Raw genomic sequence first — 18220 nt, forward strand, 5'->3', positions numbered from 1 at the left:
CAGCTCTCAAAGTTTGATGCGCCATCCGGCGGACAAGCCACGGGGGAAGACGACCAGCAACGCGATCGTCGCGGCGAAGAACAGGAGATCACCCGCCACGCTCGACCAATACGTCGCACTCGCGCTCGCGAGTGCTCCCAGTACGCCGCCGGAAACGAGCGTGCCCGCGAGCGTCACCGGACCGGCGGCGACGACCGCGAGGAACGCCTTGATGACGAATGCAAAACCCATCCCCGGCGTGGCGGGAATGATGGGGAGCAGTACGGCACCCGCGAAGCCCGCAAGGCCCGACCCGAGCGCGAACGTTAGATTGTTCAGACGCACGGTCTGCATGCCGAGCGCACGAGCGATGTTCGGATCCTGAATCGCGGCGCGCGCGGCGATGCCGTAACCGGTACGCGTAAACAGCAAATACAAGCCGGCGAAAAGCAGCGCGGCAACGCCGATCATCGAGAGCGAGTACAGCGAGATCGAGTACGCGCCGATTTGCACGGACGTGGTCGCGATCGCCACCCCTGGGGTCACCGTGCCGAACATCAGTACCGCGCCCTGATAGAGCGCGAGACTGAGTCCCCATGTCGCCAGCATCGTGTCGAACAAACGCCCGTACAACCGGCTGATGACGAGACGTTCGATGAGCGCACCGAAAGCAGCGGCGACGAGCGTCGCGATCGCGATCGCGAGCACGAACGGCACGCCGGCACGGACGGCGCTAAGCGCCGCGTAGCCGCCAATCATGATGAACTCGCCGTGAGCGAGATTGATCACGCCCATGAGTCCGAACACGATCGCAAGGCCCAACGTGGCGATCAGCAGAATCGATGCGCTAGACAACGAGAGAAGCACCGTCTGCAGCAGATAGTCGAGATGCATGGCGCACTCCGTTACGGGTTTCGCGCCGGCGTGAATTGCGTGGCCGTGGCGGGATGGTGAATGAGGTCGCAGGTCTCGTTTTCGTACACCGGCGCAACTGCCGTGTGCGATTGCACGAGTTGGAAGCCGCGCTTGAGATCGGCGCGCACGATATAGATGTTTTCGCGCACGTGGTGCGAACCGGGCTCGAGCGTCACCTCGCCATTCGGGCCATCGAAGCCGATGCCCGATTGGAGCGCGGCAATCGTCTTGTCCGGGTCCGTGCTGCCGGCCTTCGATACGGCTTGGGCCCAGAGGTGCAGCGCATTCCACGTGTTCACCGCGACGCCGAGCACCGGCTCGGTATTGCCGTACGTCTTGTGCCAGAGCGCCTTGAACGCGGCATTTTCAGGCGTGTCGAGCGCGTCGAAATACTCGAGTGCCGAGACCACGCCGGCGCTCGCCGCCGGCGACACCACGACCTGCTGATTGCCGGAACCGTAGTTCGTCGATACGAGCGCGATCGAATGCTTGAGACCGGCAGCCGCGAACTGCTCGACGAACCCGGTCTGATTCGCGCCAACCGGCAGCGCCACGACGAAGTTCGGCCGGGCGGCCTGGATCTTCTGCAGCGTCGGCCCGAAATCGCTCAGCGTCAGCGGCAGGAACTCGACGCCGGCCACGGTGGCGCCATTCGCCTTGGCGTAGCGATCGATCCATTGCGCTGAGATCGTGCCGAAGTTGTAGTCGGGCGCCATCACGTAGATGCGCTTGCCATACTGCGCCACTGCCCATTTGATGAGCACGCTGAGTTGCTGCGATGCGCTGGGCCCGGTGACGAAAGTGAAGCGATCGCAAGCCCCGCCTTCATAGAGCGACGTGTAGAAGTACGGAATGCGGTAAGCACGCACGACGGGCCGAATCGCTTCGCGCGCCGCGCTCGTCAAGCCCGCGAACAGCGCAACGACCCGGTCGCGCATGATCAGCGTATTCGCGTACTGGGTGTACTTGCTTTGCTCCGACTGCGCATCGGCCTCGACGATTTTGATCTGATGGCCGAGCACGCCACCATGCTTGTTGACGTCGTCGACGGCCAGATGCAGCGCGCGGCTCTGCTGGATGCCGTAGATGTTGAGGCCGCCGGTCAGGTCGAAGATCGCGCCGACCGGAATGGCGTCGTCGGCCATGGCCGGACGCATGACGCCGACGAAAAGCAGGACGAGCACCGCGCACGCGCGCGCAATGACCGCGCAACGCAGTCTGCTCGATGAAAAGAAACGGTTCATTTCAGTCTCCCGCAGGATGAACTGTCGCGGCGGCGACAATTCATTGCCGCGCACCGCGATGGACCACCGGGAGAAAGGGAGAGCAGAAAAGCAAAAACGCCCTTCCTCCCGGAATCCGGGTAGGTAAAGGGCGTCATTGCCTCAGTAATGTCGGCTCGATACGTCTGCCGTTTGCACCGCTTGCCGCCACGCGAATGACGGAAACAGCGACGCTAGATTAGGTCTCGCAAACCCGCGAGACAACGGGGGGAAACCCGGGGGGAAACCCATAACTCGTCGTTCGAGCCGGCTCGAACCGGACCGTACGCCTCATGGACTCATTCGGTTTGCCACGCACTGCCCGGCGAGCGTGCGCGCCGGGCGATCGTCTGAAGCGCCATTTCCAGGATCTCTTTGGGCGGCTGGCTCAGCGCGAGGCGAACGGCCGCCGGCGGAAGGCCCGCGACGTTGAACGCCGATGCGGGCGTCACGGAGATACCATCCCTCGCTAAAGCCACGGCAAACGCATCCGCCGACGCCTGTGCTGGCAGCATGAGCCAGCAATGATATGCGCCATCGCCCCAACGCAGATCCAGGTCTCGTAGTAATCGTCTGGCAATCTGCATCCGTTGATGAGCATCTCGTCGCTTGGCCTGACAGATCTCGTCGACCGTTCCTTGTGTGATCCATTCGACCGCCGCTTCGACGGAGAACGCCGAAGGCGTCCAGGCACCGGCGCGGATCGCCGCAAATACCGCGTCGCGCAAGGCGAGCGGCACCGCGAGGATGCCCAAGGTCAGGCCCGGCGCCAGGCGCTTGGAAAGACTGTCGACGACGATGCAGTGGTCCGGCGCGAAGCGCGCGATCGGTGGCGGTGAATCCGCAAGGAAGGCGTAGATCGAGTCTTCCACGGCAACGATGCCCAGCTTCGTCAGCAACGCGCCTAATTCGCGGCGGCGCGCCTCGGATTGGGTCGCGCCCGTCGGGTTGTGAAGCGTCGGCTGAAGATAAACGGCTTTGATGGCGTGAGTGGCATGCGCATCGCGAATAGCCTGCGGCGTGACGCCCTGCTCGTCCATCTCCAGCGCAACCAACTCGAGGCCCATGCGTGCGGCGAGTTCCTTGACCTGCGGATACGTCAGCCGTTCCACGCCGATACGGTCTCCGCGCGCCGTCAGCGCGGCCAGGGCCGCCGCAATAGCCTGCTTGCCGTTACCGGCGAACAGCACCTGCGATTCGTCTGGATGCCAGTCGTGCTGAGCGAGCAGTTGTGCGGCGGCGCTGCGCGCGGCACTCGACACAGCCGGGTCGACCGGTCGGAGCGCTGCCGCGAGCGACTCCGGCCGCCGAAGGATCCGGTTCAATGCGGGCGCCATCAACGCGCTCTGCGACGCCAGCACGGGAAAGTTGTTTTGAAGGTCGACGCTCTCGTGTCCCTTCCCGGCAGCGATGGGCATTCGCACGAAACTGCCCCGCCCGACCTCCCCGATGATCAGCCCGCGGCGCACCAACTCGCGATACGCCCTTCCGGCGGTGGACGGCGCGATGCCGTACGACTGTGCGAATTCGCGCTGCGGCGGCAGGCGATCGCCAGGTCGCAGTTTTCCGGACAGGATGTCGGCCGCAATCGAATTCGCGACGGTTCGATAGTCTTCCATAGCTCAACTCAATTTTGTAAATTGCACCGATAAATTTTTCGTCACCCCAAGCGATTCTCTTGATTTCCGTGCAATCAAGAGTTTAAATTAAGAATCAATTCGAATCAATTACTTAAATTGCACTTACACAGGAGAAGCAAATGGCCATAGCGAAGACTGAAAATCTGACGATTCACTACGACGATGCAGGCGATGGAGACCCCCTTCTGTTCATCCACGGTCACCCCTTCGACCGGTCGATGTGGCGCGAACAGGTGAGCCTGTTCAGCCGCAGAGGGTATCGCGTCATCGCGCCCGACTTGCGCGGTTATGGATCGACTCCGCTGCCGGAAGGACCTGCCGGCTTCGAGGTGTTCGCACAAGACCTCGCGCAGTTGCTGGATCATCTCGGGATCGACCGCGTAGTCGTCTGTGGATTGTCGATGGGCGGGCAGATCGCGATGGACTTCTGTCGCCAGTTTCCCTCGCGCGTCCGTGCGCTGGCATTGATGGCAACCTTCCCGCAGGCCGAAACGGCACAAGGCAAGGTCGCCCGTAACGCCATAGCCGACCGGTTGGAACGAGAGGGGGTAAAGGACTACGCGGTGGAGTTGTTACCGAAGATGCTCGCGGCCAGCACGATCGAGCAGCAACCCGCCGTCGCGGCGGGATTACTGCGCTTGATGGGGTCGTCGAACGCAAGCGGATGCGCGGCCGCACTACGCGCGCGCGCAGAACGCCTCGACTTCGCCGAAACGTTGGCTGGCTTGCGCGTGCCTTCTCTGGTCGTGGTGGGAGATCAAGATGCCTTCACCACGCGCGCGGACGCCGAACGCATGCACGAATTGCTGCACGACTCGAAGTTGATCTGGATGGAAGACGTTGGCCATATGCCCAATTTGGAATCGCTCGCTTCGTTCGACGAGGCTTTCAGGCAGTTCCTGCAATCCGTTTGTCAAAGCGAGGCAGCCCAATGAGCACGCCGATCGAAACACCCTCCACCGTCCTCGTCACCGGTGCCAGTGCCGGCTTCGGACGTGCCATCGCGCGCCGGTTCGCCTCGAAAGGCTGCAAGGTCGTTGCCACAGGCCGGCGCCTGGAGCGCCTACAGGCCCTAGCCGACGAGTTCGGCGAGAACCTCGTGCTTCCGATGCTTATGGACGTACAGGATCTGGCGTCCATCCAACGCGCGATCGCCGACCTGCCGCCGCCGTTTGCCGCTATCGACGTCCTGGTGAACAACGCGGGCCTCGCGCTCGGCCTGGCCACCGCGCCGTCGGCCAGCCATGAGGATTGGAGCCAGATGATCGACACCAATTGCAAGGGTCTGGTGCACGTCACCCGCGCGGTGTTGCCCGGCATGACCGAGCGCGGCCGGGGGCACATCGTCAATCTTGGTTCCGTGGCCGGCACCTACCCCTATCCGGGCGGCAACGTTTATGGCGCGACCAAAGCCTTCGTCCATCAGTTCAGCCTCAACCTGCGCAGCGACCTTCACGGTACGGGCCTACGGGTGACGTGCATCGAACCCGGCATGTGCGGCGGCACCGAGTTTTCGCTCGTGCGATTCAGTGGCAACGCGCAAAAAGCGCAGTCTGTCTACGATGGAATGGTGCCGCTTTCTGCCGAGGACGTGGCGTCGGCCATTGATTGGGCCGTTTCATTGCCGCCGAACGTGAATGTCAACACGATCGAGCTGATGCCGGTGGCGCAGAGCTTTTCATCCTTCCAAGTCCACCGGCAGTCGTAGCGCCGAAACGGATTGTCAACGCACGGCGGGCGCGAGATCACCTCCTACTTTCCTCAGCCGCCCGCCCGATCCCGCAGATCAATTACACTTACGCCTTCCGGTCGAGGCATTGGGTTCTTTGTCGATCGGCACCGATTCGCAATTAGCCCCGAAAAATCGCGGCGATAGAGAGATCGCCGAACGCGATCGTCCGGCGCCGTGCGCAACAAAGCGGCTGCTCGACGATCGTCTCGTACTCGATAACTATGAGCGCCAACATCAGCGGCAGCGTTCCAGCCGCACGCCCCGACGCGGACGCCGCGGACAGCGAGGCAATTGCCCCGTCCTCGGTCCCGGCGCAGCCGTCGCAGCCGTCGCAAACGGCCCCAGGTTATGCCCCTGGGCTCTCGGGCCTCGAGCGCGTGCGCCTTGCTCGAAAACCCGAAACGACGCGCCGCCTACATCGGCTACGCCACGAACTCGGGAAGATCAGCCCTCTTCCATCGAACCCAACGCAAGCGCGTATCGAAATCGTGGATGCGATGGCAAGAGCCAACCTCTCCGCGTGGACCGTACCCGAGCTATCCGGTCCCTCGGCCGTTCGCCATGCCGACGGATCGATTTACGTCACGCTGATCTCCCACGCCATCATCTTCAATCCAAGTGGAGCGTTTCGGATAATCGATTTGCATCATGATGGGCGCGTCTACTTCGAAATGGCCGGCGAAGGAAATCTTACATTCCGTCAACTCGGCCGAGATGCGGGCGAGCCTGGCGCGTCGGCTTGCAATTAAGAAAATCTTTATCCAACCGTTAAGTTTCCTAAATCACCTACTCCGATTGCTTCGCATCCGATTCCACACGCTCGGCGCCCGCCGAGGGTCTATCGGACAACTCAGCCTCCGGTCGCTCCGCCTCGTCGGTTCTGAAACGCGTCATCTGCTCGGCGAGATCTTGCGGCCGCGCATGCAGATGGGGTTGCACATTCCAGTTGAACACCGTGCGCGCCACTTCCGCATGACCGTGAACGCAGTTGCTCTTTTCCATGCCGCTCGTTTCATAGTCGGCAAAGATCGGCCGCTCTTGAATTTCCTTCATACGCGCGATTTGCTCATCCGTCATTTCACCGTGATCGATCACGCGCGAGGCTTGGCTTCGATCGATCAACTTATCCTCGCCGGAATTGATTGCCGCGCCCTTGAGCGCGTTGACGCGAAACGGCTTACCGTCGGGAAGCGTGCTGCTGACCTTCAAGCGTTGAGGCCTTGGTGCCCCCCCATCGGTACGGCGCGAATGACCGATCGCGCGGGCAAGACTCGGCTCACGCCGGCGTTCCGCTTCCGATGTCTGGTACTGGATATGTCCCGGATCCCTGACTTTGCCGTCCTCGTCGATCTTCGTCTCGATCGCGACCGTATGAACACGTCTGTCGCGTGACGGTTCGGCAAAAACCGATTCCCCGCTGCGTCCCGCCTCCGATGCTGGCTGCGGGATGTGGACCGAGCCCGCAACAGTGCCGTCCTCGTCGGTCGTCTCATCGGTGACGACCGTGTGGATGCGCCTGCCGCGCAGCGCATCGAGCATAGGTGAGCCCGTCTTCGCGCGCGAAGACGCTACGTTCGCTTGCTGCTCGTTCGTCTGCTGACCCGTGTTCCTGCTTCCCGTCACTGCCGCCTGCGCCAACGCCCGCGCGGCGCGCCCCACCCCTCTGCCGTACATCCCCGTCTCCCCGCGTCTCGATCTGTAAGGTCAATATCTCGCGATGGGTGTACTCGCTTTCTCAATCGCGGCGAAAAACCGATTCCATTAACGAACTCATCGATCTCGTTCAATGGAGGCGAAATCATTTGATTTTCATTGTCACGCGCATGACATACGAATTCCGCGAAATAGTGTTCTGTGCTTTCTTCCCACAATCAAATATTTTATTATTGCCTCTATAAAAATTATTTATGAATCACGCTCTTCATTTCCTCTCGCCGGCTAAGGCTCGCCCTCGAGCCGATGAGCGCGCACGGGCACGCCGTCTGACTCACCGCGACTTACCCGCCCTGCTCGATCTCGAGCACGAGAAGTGGAACGACGTCCAGGCTGCGTCGCAGGAACAGCTTCGCGAACGGATCGATACTCATCCCGATCTCGCCATCGGCGCTTTTTGCGCGCAATCAGGCCGCCTTCTTGCATCCCTGTTCCTACGGCCCGTCGCCGACGATTTTCATCGAAGCGCGCACACGTGGGAGGACTGCACGTTACTGCCGGCGCCGCGTACGACGTCCACCCTGTTCGGTATCAGCCTGACGAGCCGCGATCAAGCCGGCGTCTTAGCATTGTTCGAATTTATATGGCCCTATGCGCTCAAGCGCGGCTGGCGCCATATCTATCTCGGCTCTCCCCTCCCCGGCTTGCGCGACTGGATGGATGCGCATCCCAAAGGACGCGTCGAGAACTACGTTTATGCACAACGACGCGGCCTGCCCATCGATCCTCAATTGCGCTACTACGGTTCGCGCGGCTTCGCCAAGATCGTTTCGATCAAGCGCAACTACTTTCCGCATGAACGGTCGCTCGACTACGGCGTGCTGCTGCGTCGCACGGTCCCATTGTCGGTATTCGGTCCGCTCTGGGCCGCCGTGTCGCTGGCTACCGTAAAACGCGTCACGCGGCCGCTGATCGCGTTGCTTTGAGTCGAGCCGCTATGAGTGTCCGAAATCGACGAGCCTTTTTGCGCCGGCATGCTGATGCACCGAGCGTGCTGTTCTTGATAGGAGTCCTAATCAATACCCTCTTGATTTCCGTTACGGGCAATTTTTGGCTCACTGCGCCGCTCACGCTATTGCAAGCGATCCTGTTGATCGGATGCCAGGAAGCGAAGCATATGTGCGTACATGGAACGTTCATCGGCAATCGCTATGTGAACGATGCAATCGGCGTTGCCTGCGCCGCGCTGTTCGGCGCGAACTTCATCGTTTACCGATACTTTCATCTCGCCCACCATCGCGCCACCTGCAATGAAGCCGATCCCGAAGGACGTCTGTACGCGCACAGTTGGCGTACGCGCTGGCTTTGGCTCGTCGCACCGATCGAGGTGGCTTGGGTGTCCTGGTACATCGGCCGCATCGGTTGGTCGACGGTTCCGCGAAACAAACGCGCACTACGAACCGCAGCACTCATTTGGATGGCGGCATTTGCAACGCTTGTCGCCGTCGGTTTGCACTACGCGCCGCGGGCGGTCATCTTCGCCTATCTGATCCCGTTCGCCCTCTTCTCGTGGTTCGATTTCCTCCTCACGCAAGCCGAGCATTACGGCGTGGCGATCGTGCCGGCATCGTCGCGGCGCGAGCAGGGTGCAATTACCCTCGACATCGCGCTGCCGCCGGTGCTCGGATGGTTGACGCTACATCGCTCGTTGCATCGCGTACACCACGGCGATCCCGCAGTGAGATGGTTCGAGGCGCCATATCGCCTAAAAGCCGATCCCACCTCAGCGCCGATCACATACGCCACGTTCATGCGCCTCTGGCTCGCCGGAGGACCCAGATTGTGGCGAACAGCGCAAGGCACATGTGCCAACGTAACCGCACCGATCGAATCGTGATCTAGATATCTACACCGCTTATGAGCTGCTACGAATTTTCCCTGGCACGCCCGACAGACGACGCTCAACTTCGCGAACGAATGGCGCTCGATTGGATCGAGGGCGCCGCCGCAATCAGCCTGCGCCGCGAGCCGTCTTTTTTCGAATCGTCGCGACTGTTGGGCTCGTCCGTGCAAACGATCGTCTGCCGCGACACGGTGACGGGCCGCATTCTGGCCGCTTTCAGCCGCTGCATCACGACCTCCTACATCGACGGCCAGCCGCAACGCACCGCCTATCTCTCGGACCTTCGCATCGACCGCGATCACCGTCATGGCTTGCTGCTCGCGCGTATCCATCGCTATCTAAGAACGCTGCACGATGCCGACCCGCTGCACTGCTGGGCGCTGATCTACGACGACAACGAAACGGCACTCCGCAATCTCGTCGGAGGACGCGCCGGGCTGCCGTTCTATTTGCAGCGAGGCCGCTTGCTTGCACGAGCGATCCGGCTCACGCGCCGGCGTGCCGCGCCGACCTTGCCCGGCATCGAACTTCGGCGCGCGCGCGCCGAAGAGCTGCCGGAGTTCGTGCGGTTCATCAATCGCCGACGCGCGTCGCGTTATTTGGCCCCTAGGCTCGACATCACCGATTTCGACCTGGGCCGCCGATGCGATACGCTGCGCGCGGAGGATTTCTTCGTGGCGACGCGGGACGGGCGCATCTGCGCCACGATGGCCGCGTGGGATCAAGCGTCGATAAGGCAGGCACATGTCGAACGATATCCTCGATCGACGCAATTGATTAGGATTCCTTATAATATCGCCGCATCGCTGCGCCGCCTGCCGAAACTTCCCGCCCGCGGCGAGGCGCTGCCCTACCTCTACCTCGCATTCATTGCGGTCGAGGACGACGATACGACGCTATGCGCCGCGTTGCTGCGCCATGCCTATAACGCACTATGTCATGGGCAATGGCTCTATGCGTTGGCTGCGTTGCATGACGACGATCCGCTACTCCCCGTGTTTGCCGACTATCCGGCAACGACGACTTCCGTCGTAAGGCTCTTCGAAGTCGATTTCTCCCACACGCCGAAGCTCGCGCAATCAGCCTATTCCCAGCGTGCTTGCGTCGAATTCGCACTGTCATGAACGCTGCGATGCGTGATGCTTACCGTCCCGCATCGGTATCGATTTCGTCGTAGGGCACGACGTTTCGTGCCAACGGATCGAACCGCAACACAGCGGCCCTAGGATGTGCGTCGTCCCCGCCTCCTATCTCGTCCGATCATGAAATCCGCACCGAGCCGCATACTCCCGGTAACGTCGCCTCCCACCGCCTCGCCTTCCGCGGCAGCGGCAGCGCCCGATGCACAGCAGCCTCAAGCTCCGGTGAATCCAACGCGATCCACACGCGGCACCGTGCGCGGCCGTTTGGCGCAATTGCTCGACATCAAGAAGGTGCCGCACGAACCGGCAATCAGCGTCGAGCGCTGGGACGAGGCCACGACGCTCGGCATCTGCGAGCGCTGGGCCGAAGGGCAGCGCCGGCAACCGTCGATCGTCGGCCTTGCGCGGCTGACGGCATTGAACTTCGAGCGCTCGCGGCCCGACGCGATCCCCGCCGACATGAGAGATCAGCGCTTACTGCCAGAGGGTTCGAGCGAAAGCGATTATTACCGTGAAATGATCGCGACGTTTCTCAAGACGGCGGGACTCGACGATACGGATGCTGTCATTGCGAGCTTCAAGACGACCGGCACAGGTGCCTTGCACCGTCAGCACGTCAGTGTTTCGGCGACGATCAACGGGGCGGTCAGTGTCGCGCAGCTAGCGGCTTCCGCTCATCTGCCCGCCAAAACGGCACTCTCCGCCATTCAGTTTCTGATGACGATACTGACCACGGAATTGGCATTCGAATCGGCCAATATCCGTTTTCGCAACTCGGGCACCGAGGAAATCATGCCGCTCGGCAAAGCCGACGCGTCGCCGAGCGCGAAGACGGGGCCTAACGTTCTGCAGGCTTCGAGGCGGCTCGCGTGGGATTTGCGCAAGGTCGGCCGCGCCGTGACAAAAATGGAGCGCGCGCAAGCCGATTTCGACGAAGCGCGCACGCGCCTGGAGAATCCGAACGCCACCGTACAGCAACGCCAACACGCGGAGCAGGACATGCGATCGGCAAGTCAAGCGCTCGGCGTTGCATACGCGCGATTTTGCATGCGTATGGAGTTGAAGTCCGACTACAAAACCGCGGCCGAAAGCGCGAAGATCGAATATCACGGCAACAAGCGGGCGCTCGGTGTCAGCGTCGCATCGAGCACGGCCAGCATCACGGCCATCGTGCTCGGTATCTTGACGCCCGTGGTCGTCGCCTCCACCGTGACGGCCGGGACGACAGCAGCAGCCGTCGCACTCGTGGCGGCGCTGTACGTTGGCTATCAGTTGAGCTCGGGGCCGAGCAAAGACGGCGAAGCCAAAGCCAAGCGCGCGATCGTTGCACTCGCCAAGTCGTTCGATCTACTCGCGGGCAACGCAGCCAAGCAGCAAAAAGAGCGCGCCGATGCCTATCGAACCTATATCGCCGAAAAACGCGTGACGAACAAACCCGAGCTGCGTCGGCAGGCCAAAGCGAATCTCGTCGCCGCGCTCGATGACATCGCGCGTCGCGACACGACGAAGAATGATTTCAATCCGCTCGAGAACTGGACCGATTACGCGAAGCATCGTCGTCAGATTGCCGAGGCAGGCGCAGACGAAGCCGCCGTGACAGAAATAGAAGCTACCTTCACGCAGGCTCACGCTAGCCAGTTCAAGACATCGACCGTATCCGACGCATGGAAGACCCCGGAACGGATGCGTTTCGACAGCATGGGACGGCTATTGCTCGGCAGGGTCAGCGAATCGCTCGCCTCATTGCACGATTTCAACGCCGAAGCGGCGCGCGTGGGCGCGCGCGACTCCCGCCGTCAAGCAACGGCGCGCACGCATCGGCACGCCGGCCGGCGCGCGGACGTCAAGGCCACTCTGCGCGACTGGCTCCACTTCGAACTCGCGCAGTCCCGGATGAAAGCGGCGCTTGCCGAGCAAGACCCGATTCAGGCGCGCACCACGCTGCAAGCCGCCGCACAAGCCCTGGCAGCGATCGAGAATGCCGACGCGCGCGCGCTGTTCAGCGGCGACGCCCGCAAACAGGTGGACGCAACGAAGCTCGCCAAGGGGATGACCATCGGCGAGCGCGAACGCTATACGATGACGAACGCCGGGCCCGCGGCGTTGGGCGCCGCGGTGAACACATTCGGCGCGGCAGTGAGCCTCGGGCTGAATATCGACAAGAACGTGGCGGTGAGCCACGGCCATCATCCGAGAGCGTTGTACGGCGACCAGAACGATGCACGCGTGCTCGCGCAAAGCACCGCACCGGTTACGGCGCCCTATTCCGCAGCCGAGCGCGCGCGATTTCAGAAGACCGGAATGGGCAAACTCGTCGGCACGCTCGAGCGCAAAGGCGAGGCCGTCGTGACAAAGCTCGATCTACCCGCCGCCAATCCGATGCTGCTCGATCTAGGCGATCGTCATAGCGATGCGGCACTCGACGCACTACTCGCGGACATCGAATCCAAGCACGACATTCCCGACGAAATAACGGTATCGGTCGGCGGCGCGAAATTGTCGTCGGGCAAGCTCAGCGGCACGACGGGCTACTACAACTGGCGCTATCGGCATGCGCCGCTGGCAACGAAGGCCAAATTCAAGGCACGACAACTAGAAATGCTCGCCGATAGCACTGCCATTTCCGTGGTCACGCCGATCGCTCAAGCGGTCGCGCAAGTGCCGCTGTCGAGAACACGGAGGGCCGTCGATCTCGGCAAGGCGATGAGCGCAGGCGTGCGTGACCGTTTGACGAGCGCCGCCATGCGCCCGCCGGTAGACGACGCGTCGCAACCCAACGAACACGCCTTAGCGCCAACGCCCGATCCTGAGCAAACGCCGCCTTCGTTCGACGCGCACACCACGGCGCTCGCGCTGCGCGACATCCCCGAACTGGGTGGCAGCGCACGCGTCACGCATCCGGTCATCCCTGCAGCCCGGCCCGAAAACGTCTTCGCGCCACGCCCCCACCAAGCGGCAACGCCCACGGGCGAACGCGACGAGCATCCCGAACTCCAACAACAGCGCGACATGATGATGGGGGATGGACGGGACGAAACGCTACGATGGTTCACGCAACACAATATCCGTGCGGCCGAAAACAGCGGCCACGCGTCGATGGACTGCTTGATCATTTCACTGCTGCAGCATGCGACGGGACGCTACGACGCGCAATCCGAGCCGCTACTCGCCGAACAAGCGGCCCGCTATCGGAGCGTATTGGCACGCGAGCATCCGGAGATCGAGCAAGGCGACCGCATGCTTTACGACGACGAGCCCGCCGTCGCTGCGTTGATGCGTATGGTCAACCGGGACTATCGCGTCGACATGAATCTGCAATTGATCATGCCGAGCGTCAGCGGTCCCGTGCGTTTTCAATCGTCGGGATTGGGAACCGATCCCGTCGGCATCGTGATGTTCGGCAATCACTTTCAGGCTGTGCACATGGCGGCCGACATACGCGACGAGCGCGTGGCCGATGTTTCCGTGGAATCGACGATATCGTCGATATCGTCGAGCGAGCAAACCGTCGATGCCGAACCGCCGCCGCAAGCAGTCGCGTCTGCGAACAGTCGCGTCGAGGCATGGTTGTCTACGTTTCCGCCCAAACCGCAGACGATCGGTATGCTCAGGCAGGCACAATTGCTATCGAACCGCGAAGCGGAACCCGCAAGCAGCCGCGTCGAAGCATGGCTGTCCACGCTTCCGATGGAACCGCAGACGATCGGTATGCTTAGGCAGGCACGATCGTTAGGACAACGAAGCGATGGTGAACCGAGATTCTCAGCGGCGAATTCACCGGCAGCGGCTGACGTTTCGAGCGATCGAGCCGCATCGGTGCGAGGCCCCGAGCTTCGTGCCCCATCCCTCGAACGGCAGCCATCGATCGCCGAATCTATAGCCGCGCTAGCGGGTTCTCGCCGTTGGACACAAGGCGTCCGCTTCGACGCGGCGGCCAAGACGGCTGACGGTGGGACAAAGCCGTCAAGGACACGCGCGAACGACGAACTCGCTCACCGGATCAAAATCAACGAACGCGCGCAAACGCTCTACGAGCGCAATCGCACGTCAATGCCCAAAGACACGAAGAAAAAGCTCCGCTCCGGCGAATGGGCGTTCGACGAAACGAAGGCGACGGGACGTGCGGTACTCGCTTCCTATGAAGAGATGGTCAAAAGCGGACATCGGGTATTGAAGAAAGACGTCAAAGAGCGCCGCGCTCGGCTCAGAGCATCCACTAAACGGCAGCAATCGGACGAACCGACCTCCGACTGACTCGCTGATGGCCTGCGCGGTCCAAGGCGGGAGCGCGGGGAAATCAATGGGACGAATACCCTAATGAACCACCCGGAGTAACGATGGGATTGAGCTTCTCCAAGACACGCAGTACCGAGAATCTTCGCTACGAAGAAATGGCGAGTGTGACGCCTGTGCTCGCCGACAGCGGTACGCCCGCTTCAAGCAGCCGGCGAGCCTTGGCGGCCGGCGGCGTTTTGGCCGGCCTTCCGCGTAAAAGCGCGAATATGTCCCGGAAAATCGTGCCGCAATCCGCAGATACTTGGAGCGCGGTCCGCGCGCACATCCATAACCCTGGCGACGACGCCCGAGTCTCGAAGCTGATAGCCATGCTCCAAACGCTCCATCGGGGATCACCGAGCTTCCGTTCACGTTTGCAAAAAGTTGCCATGGAAGGGGGTGTCACGATCACCGTGGCGGATATGAACAAGATGCCTCACGCCTTCACGCATCCGGGCAAACGCCGCATTCATCTGTCAGCGGAAATCGCGACCGACACTCAGGGGCACGCTGCCCGGTCACTTCCGGCGCTCGCGGTGGAAATTTCGAATCTATGCCGGCGCGACGAATTCGAAACCGTGAACAACCACTTCCGCAATCGACGAATCGGGATCGCACATGCTGCCCGATTGAAAGAAGCCGCGGAATACGGCTCCGTGAGCGACATGGTCCGCTATTTCTCCGAAGCGCGCGAGATGCTGGAGCAAATCGGCTTCGGCAACCCCTCACAGTGGTATGCGCGCGTAGGAGCCTACGGTGACGTTCGAGCTGCTTACCCAACGCTGAACGACTACCTGCGGGTAGCCATCAGTTCAGGCCATACGGCAGGCTACGAACGCCAGTTCTCGAACATTGCGGCGCAAATGGCTGATCGGGCCGATTCGCCGGTAAGTTCAGCCGAGCGTGCCGCGGATTGAGACAGCGTTCTCACGCATAACCGACCGGATAACCGATCGCATAGGCACGATGCCCCCGATAGCCGGCCGCATGAACGTGATGGCCGGCATAAGCCGCGCTAGCCGAGCCGTAGCCCGCGTAACCGGTAGACGGTGGCGCGTGATAAACAACCGGATTGAATAAACCGCTGCGCAGCCCCGCAAGAAAGTCCTTCGTCAAACTGCCAAATCCGAAGCGCAGCGTGTGCCGGCGGCCGAAATAATGAAAGCCGATATGCGCGTGCGCCCCGCCGAAAGCGTCGTGGCCATACCCGTAGGAAAACCCGATAGGCCGGTGAGCCCCAACGACATGTGTGTGATATCCGGATGCGCTCCAATGCGAGGCGTAGACCGGGTAACCATACACCGGCGCAGCGGTGGGCGCGGGTGCATGAATCGGCGTTGATTGCGCCGCGTTATTTGGACTCGCGTTTGCGCTCGGCTTCGGCTTCAACTTCGCACCACCAGGTTTCAAGCTCGGCCTCGAAGGCGTGCCCTCAGGCATGGATTCGCTTTCGCTCGTGCGCATATCCTCGTGTGTAGCAAGCAAACGTGCCGCCTGCGATCGCTCTCTCGACGTAGTCGGCATCGTGCGTTGCCGCTCGAGTGCCGCGCGCGAGAAATCGGCCAATCGACTCGTCGAATCGGCGCGCCGCAGCGGCGTCGCGCTTCCCGGCGCATCCGCGCTGTCGGTGCGCGTTCGTTGCGTCAACGATCCTAGCGCGGCCTCGCCGCCGCCCAGTCGAGCTCGAGTATTCGGCGGCGGCCATGCCGAGGACGGGCTATTGCTCGCCGGCGTTGGGTAGTGATCGCCGAGCGGCGTAGAGGATGATCCGATACGGGGTGGCATGGTGTTCTCCTGCGGCCCGCTCCGATCGCTAATCGGAGCGGCGATGGCTTACCGTTGATTTACCCGCCAGCGTAATCTCGCGGCTCAACGGTGATGCCTGCTAGGAACGATAGCGAGTGTCGTCGAGCGAAATATCGATAACTAAATCGCGATGCTGACGTACTGCCGCCGCGTGCCACCGACGACTGCGCTCTCAACGGCTCGCGAGCCGAAATTGCGAGACCGCCTCGGCCAGCGTGCCGGCTTGCTCTTCGAGCGACTGCGCCGCGGCCGCGGCTTGCTCGACGAGCGCCGCGTTTTGTTGCGTCACCTCGTCCATTTGCGAAACGGCCACGCTGACCTGCTCGATCCCGCGGCTTTGCTCGTCGGAAGCTGCGGCGATTTCGCCGATGATGTCCGAGACCTGCTTGATGGCGCGCTTGACATGCTCCATCGCTTCGCTGACTTCGCTCGCTTGCTTCGAGCCGTCCTGAATCTGCACCACCGACGATACGATCAGTTCTTTGATTTCCTTGGCGGCGCTTGCCGAACGCTGAGCCAAGCTGCGCACCTCGCTTGCCACGACAGCGAAGCCACGCCCCTGTTCGCCCGCACGCGCGGCTTCGACCGCGGCATTCAACGCGAGAATGTTGGTCTGAAAGGCGATGCCTTCGATCACGCCCGTGATCTCCGAAATCTTCGTCGAGCTACCGCTGATCTGCTCGATCGTGCCGACCATCGCCTGGACGGCATCGTTACCGGTATCGGCGAGGCCGGTCGCACTCACGGCAAGTCCGTTCGCCTGCCGTGCATTGTCGGCGTTCTGCTTTACCGTTTCGGTCAATTGCGTCATGCTCGCGGCCGTCTCCTCGAGCGAGGCCGCTTGCTGCTCGGTACGCGAAGAGAGATCGGTATTCCCACTCGCAATTTCACGCGAAGCCACACCGACCGAGTCGGCTGCGTTCTGAATCCCCCGCACGGTGTGCGAAAGCTGATCGTCCATTCGCCGCAGCGCTTCGAGCAATTCACCGAATTCACCGAGCACGTCGACGACGATACGATTCTCGAGCTGGCCGCGCGCAATGTCGTTGGCCACACCGATGGCCTTGCCGAGTGGCCGCGAAATGGCCCGCACGAGATAAACACCCGCGATGATCATCCCAACGACGCTCGCCGCCACGAGTGCGAATGCGACGATCGCGGCGGTTCGCGCCGTCGCCGCGCCGTCCACCATCGCCTGCTTGGCCTGTTTGCGGTTCACTTCGATGTCTTGGTCCATCAGCTCGATCGAGGCTGCGGACGCGGACGCTTGCCGATCCACGATTTTCGAAGCCTCGTCCCCGCTTCCGCTTGCAAACAGCGAAACCGCCTTTTGCGTCATATCGACCATATCGGGCATGCCCGCGTTGATCTTGTCGGCAATCGCGCGTTCGTCCTCGCCACTGATGGCGGCCGGGTAGTAATGGCTCCAGGCGCGGTTCATCCGCTGCAGATCGTCGCGAACGCGATCGAGCGATGTCGCCGCATCCGCCTGGTCGAGCGGCGTCGCCGCACCCGCCTTGTCGTGTTCAATTCGGCGGAACCGCAAACGAATGTCCAACTGCGCGGTGCGAACGTCGGTCAGATCGATGATCGGCAGCGTATTGCCTTCGTATGAATCCGTGATAAAGCTATCGAGCCTTGCGATGTTGATCGCGCCGTATGATCCGACGATCGCCAGCAACGCGACGCTGAGGCTCAGTACGGCGATGATCTTGAATTTGATTGTTTGGGTAAAAGTTTTCATGGCTCCGTGGATTCTTACTGTCATTCGGCGAAACGAAGCAGGGCGTGTCGCATACCCTATTCCCCGTGAATGGGTAAACGGCACGCCGCGCTTACCGGCACAGGGCAAACGGCAACCGGGAATCGCTGAAACCACTGTAAGGAATTCCTTAGCGTGCGGCAGATCGCTA

The 18220-nt window shown here is 61.8% G+C and carries 15 protein-coding genes; 9 read left to right on the forward strand and 6 right to left on the reverse strand.

The genetic code is table 11. The features are described 5' to 3' along the window. Positions 1–6: 6 nt before the first annotated feature. From J3485_RS22900 to J3485_RS22910, 3 genes are all read right to left on the reverse strand, one after another. Complete coding sequence (locus J3485_RS22900) at positions 7–873, reverse strand: ABC transporter permease subunit (protein ID WP_206956600.1); 867 nt, start codon at positions 871–873, stop codon at positions 7–9. An 11-nt stretch (positions 874–884) separates the two neighbouring features. Beyond that, the gene (locus J3485_RS22905) at positions 885–2138 is read right to left on the reverse strand and encodes an urea ABC transporter substrate-binding protein (RefSeq protein ID WP_206956601.1); all 1254 of its coding nucleotides are present in this window, start codon (positions 2136–2138) and stop codon (positions 885–887) included. A 317-nt stretch (positions 2139–2455) separates the two neighbouring features. Then, the gene (locus tag J3485_RS22910; protein ID WP_206956602.1) at positions 2456–3775 is read right to left on the reverse strand and encodes an aminotransferase-like domain-containing protein; all 1320 of its coding nucleotides are present in this window, start codon (positions 3773–3775) and stop codon (positions 2456–2458) included. A gap of 140 nt (positions 3776–3915) precedes the next feature. Here J3485_RS22910 and J3485_RS22915 point away from each other — a divergent pair, with 140 nt between their 5' ends. From J3485_RS22915 to J3485_RS22925, 3 genes are all read left to right on the forward strand, one after another. Continuing rightward, on the forward strand, positions 3916–4731 hold the full coding sequence (locus tag J3485_RS22915) for an alpha/beta fold hydrolase (protein WP_206956603.1): 816 nt from the start codon (positions 3916–3918) through the stop codon (positions 4729–4731). Continuing rightward, positions 4728–5504, forward strand: coding sequence for an SDR family oxidoreductase (locus J3485_RS22920; protein WP_206956604.1), 777 nt, complete (start codon positions 4728–4730; stop codon positions 5502–5504). Before J3485_RS22915 ends, J3485_RS22920 begins: the two co-directional genes overlap by 4 nt. A 245-nt stretch (positions 5505–5749) precedes the next feature. Beyond that, positions 5750–6277 (forward strand): hypothetical protein, encoded by a 528-nt coding sequence (locus tag J3485_RS22925; protein WP_206956605.1) that lies wholly within the window; start codon positions 5750–5752, stop codon positions 6275–6277. 37 nt (positions 6278–6314) lie between these two features. On the opposite strand, the gene J3485_RS22930 is transcribed toward J3485_RS22925, so the two are convergent. Then, complete coding sequence (locus tag J3485_RS22930) at positions 6315–7202, reverse strand: type III effector (RefSeq protein ID WP_206956606.1); 888 nt, start codon at positions 7200–7202, stop codon at positions 6315–6317. Positions 7203–7435: 233 nt separating this feature from the next. Here J3485_RS22930 and J3485_RS22935 point away from each other — a divergent pair, with 233 nt between their 5' ends. The 5 genes from J3485_RS22935 to J3485_RS22955 all read left to right on the forward strand — a co-directional run bounded on the left by J3485_RS22935 (position 7436) and on the right by J3485_RS22955 (position 15418). Then, positions 7436–8167, forward strand: a complete 732-nt coding sequence (locus J3485_RS22935; RefSeq protein WP_206956607.1) for a hypothetical protein — start codon at positions 7436–7438, stop codon at positions 8165–8167. A 38-nt stretch (positions 8168–8205) separates the two neighbouring features. Further along, on the forward strand, positions 8206–9078 hold the full coding sequence (locus J3485_RS22940) for a fatty acid desaturase family protein (RefSeq protein ID WP_309477073.1): 873 nt from the start codon (positions 8206–8208) through the stop codon (positions 9076–9078). Between the two features lie 80 nt (positions 9079–9158). After that, positions 9159–10208: a hypothetical protein gene (locus J3485_RS22945; RefSeq protein WP_206956609.1), complete on the forward strand. Its 1050-nt coding sequence runs from the start codon at positions 9159–9161 to the stop codon at positions 10206–10208. A gap of 240 nt (positions 10209–10448) precedes the next feature. Next, positions 10449–14480, forward strand: coding sequence for a type III effector protein (locus J3485_RS22950; protein WP_206956610.1), 4032 nt, complete (start codon positions 10449–10451; stop codon positions 14478–14480). Between the two features lie 83 nt (positions 14481–14563). Further along, positions 14564–15418, forward strand: a complete 855-nt coding sequence (locus tag J3485_RS22955; protein WP_206956611.1) for a hypothetical protein — start codon at positions 14564–14566, stop codon at positions 15416–15418. 10 nt (positions 15419–15428) lie between these two features. On the opposite strand, the gene J3485_RS22960 is transcribed toward J3485_RS22955, so the two are convergent. Further along, positions 15429–15617: a hypothetical protein gene (locus J3485_RS22960; RefSeq protein ID WP_206956612.1), complete on the reverse strand. Its 189-nt coding sequence runs from the start codon at positions 15615–15617 to the stop codon at positions 15429–15431. Positions 15618–15939: 322 nt separating this feature from the next. Here J3485_RS22960 and J3485_RS22965 point away from each other — a divergent pair, with 322 nt between their 5' ends. Further along, positions 15940–16242 carry a hypothetical protein gene (locus J3485_RS22965; protein ID WP_206956613.1) on the forward strand — a complete coding sequence of 101 codons (303 nt, stop codon included), beginning with the start codon at positions 15940–15942 and terminating at the stop codon, positions 16240–16242. 237 nt (positions 16243–16479) lie between these two features. On the opposite strand, the gene J3485_RS22970 is transcribed toward J3485_RS22965, so the two are convergent. Beyond that, entirely contained in the window at positions 16480–18051 is a 1572-nt protein-coding gene (locus J3485_RS22970; protein ID WP_206956614.1) for a methyl-accepting chemotaxis protein, read from the reverse strand. Between the last annotated feature and the right edge of the window lie 169 nt (positions 18052–18220).

Source organism: Trinickia acidisoli (genome assembly GCF_017315725.1).
Lineage (GTDB): Bacteria > Pseudomonadota > Gammaproteobacteria > Burkholderiales > Burkholderiaceae > Trinickia > Trinickia acidisoli.

What these genes read in the sequence shown, in the direction of transcription:
- J3485_RS22900 (WP_206956600.1), bottom strand. Translation starts at nt 873, where the DNA reads ATGCATCTCGACTATCTGCTGCAGACGGTGCTTCTCTCGTTGTCTAGC.
- J3485_RS22905 (WP_206956601.1), bottom strand. Translation starts at nt 2,138, where the DNA reads ATGAACCGTTTCTTTTCATCGAGCAGACTGCGTTGCGCGGTCATTGCG.
- J3485_RS22910 (WP_206956602.1), bottom strand. Translation starts at nt 3,775, where the DNA reads ATGGAAGACTATCGAACCGTCGCGAATTCGATTGCGGCCGACATCCTG.
- J3485_RS22915 (WP_206956603.1), top strand. Translation starts at nt 3,916, where the DNA reads ATGGCCATAGCGAAGACTGAAAATCTGACGATTCACTACGACGATGCA.
- J3485_RS22920 (WP_206956604.1), top strand. Translation starts at nt 4,728, where the DNA reads ATGAGCACGCCGATCGAAACACCCTCCACCGTCCTCGTCACCGGTGCC.
- J3485_RS22925 (WP_206956605.1), top strand. Translation starts at nt 5,750, where the DNA reads ATGAGCGCCAACATCAGCGGCAGCGTTCCAGCCGCACGCCCCGACGCG.
- J3485_RS22930 (WP_206956606.1), bottom strand. Translation starts at nt 7,202, where the DNA reads ATGTACGGCAGAGGGGTGGGGCGCGCCGCGCGGGCGTTGGCGCAGGCG.
- J3485_RS22935 (WP_206956607.1), top strand. Translation starts at nt 7,436, where the DNA reads ATGAATCACGCTCTTCATTTCCTCTCGCCGGCTAAGGCTCGCCCTCGA.
- J3485_RS22945 (WP_206956609.1), top strand. Translation starts at nt 9,159, where the DNA reads ATGGCGCTCGATTGGATCGAGGGCGCCGCCGCAATCAGCCTGCGCCGC.
- J3485_RS22955 (WP_206956611.1), top strand. Translation starts at nt 14,564, where the DNA reads ATGGGATTGAGCTTCTCCAAGACACGCAGTACCGAGAATCTTCGCTAC.
- J3485_RS22965 (WP_206956613.1), top strand. Translation starts at nt 15,940, where the DNA reads ATGGATTCGCTTTCGCTCGTGCGCATATCCTCGTGTGTAGCAAGCAAA.
- J3485_RS22970 (WP_206956614.1), bottom strand. Translation starts at nt 18,051, where the DNA reads ATGAAAACTTTTACCCAAACAATCAAATTCAAGATCATCGCCGTACTG.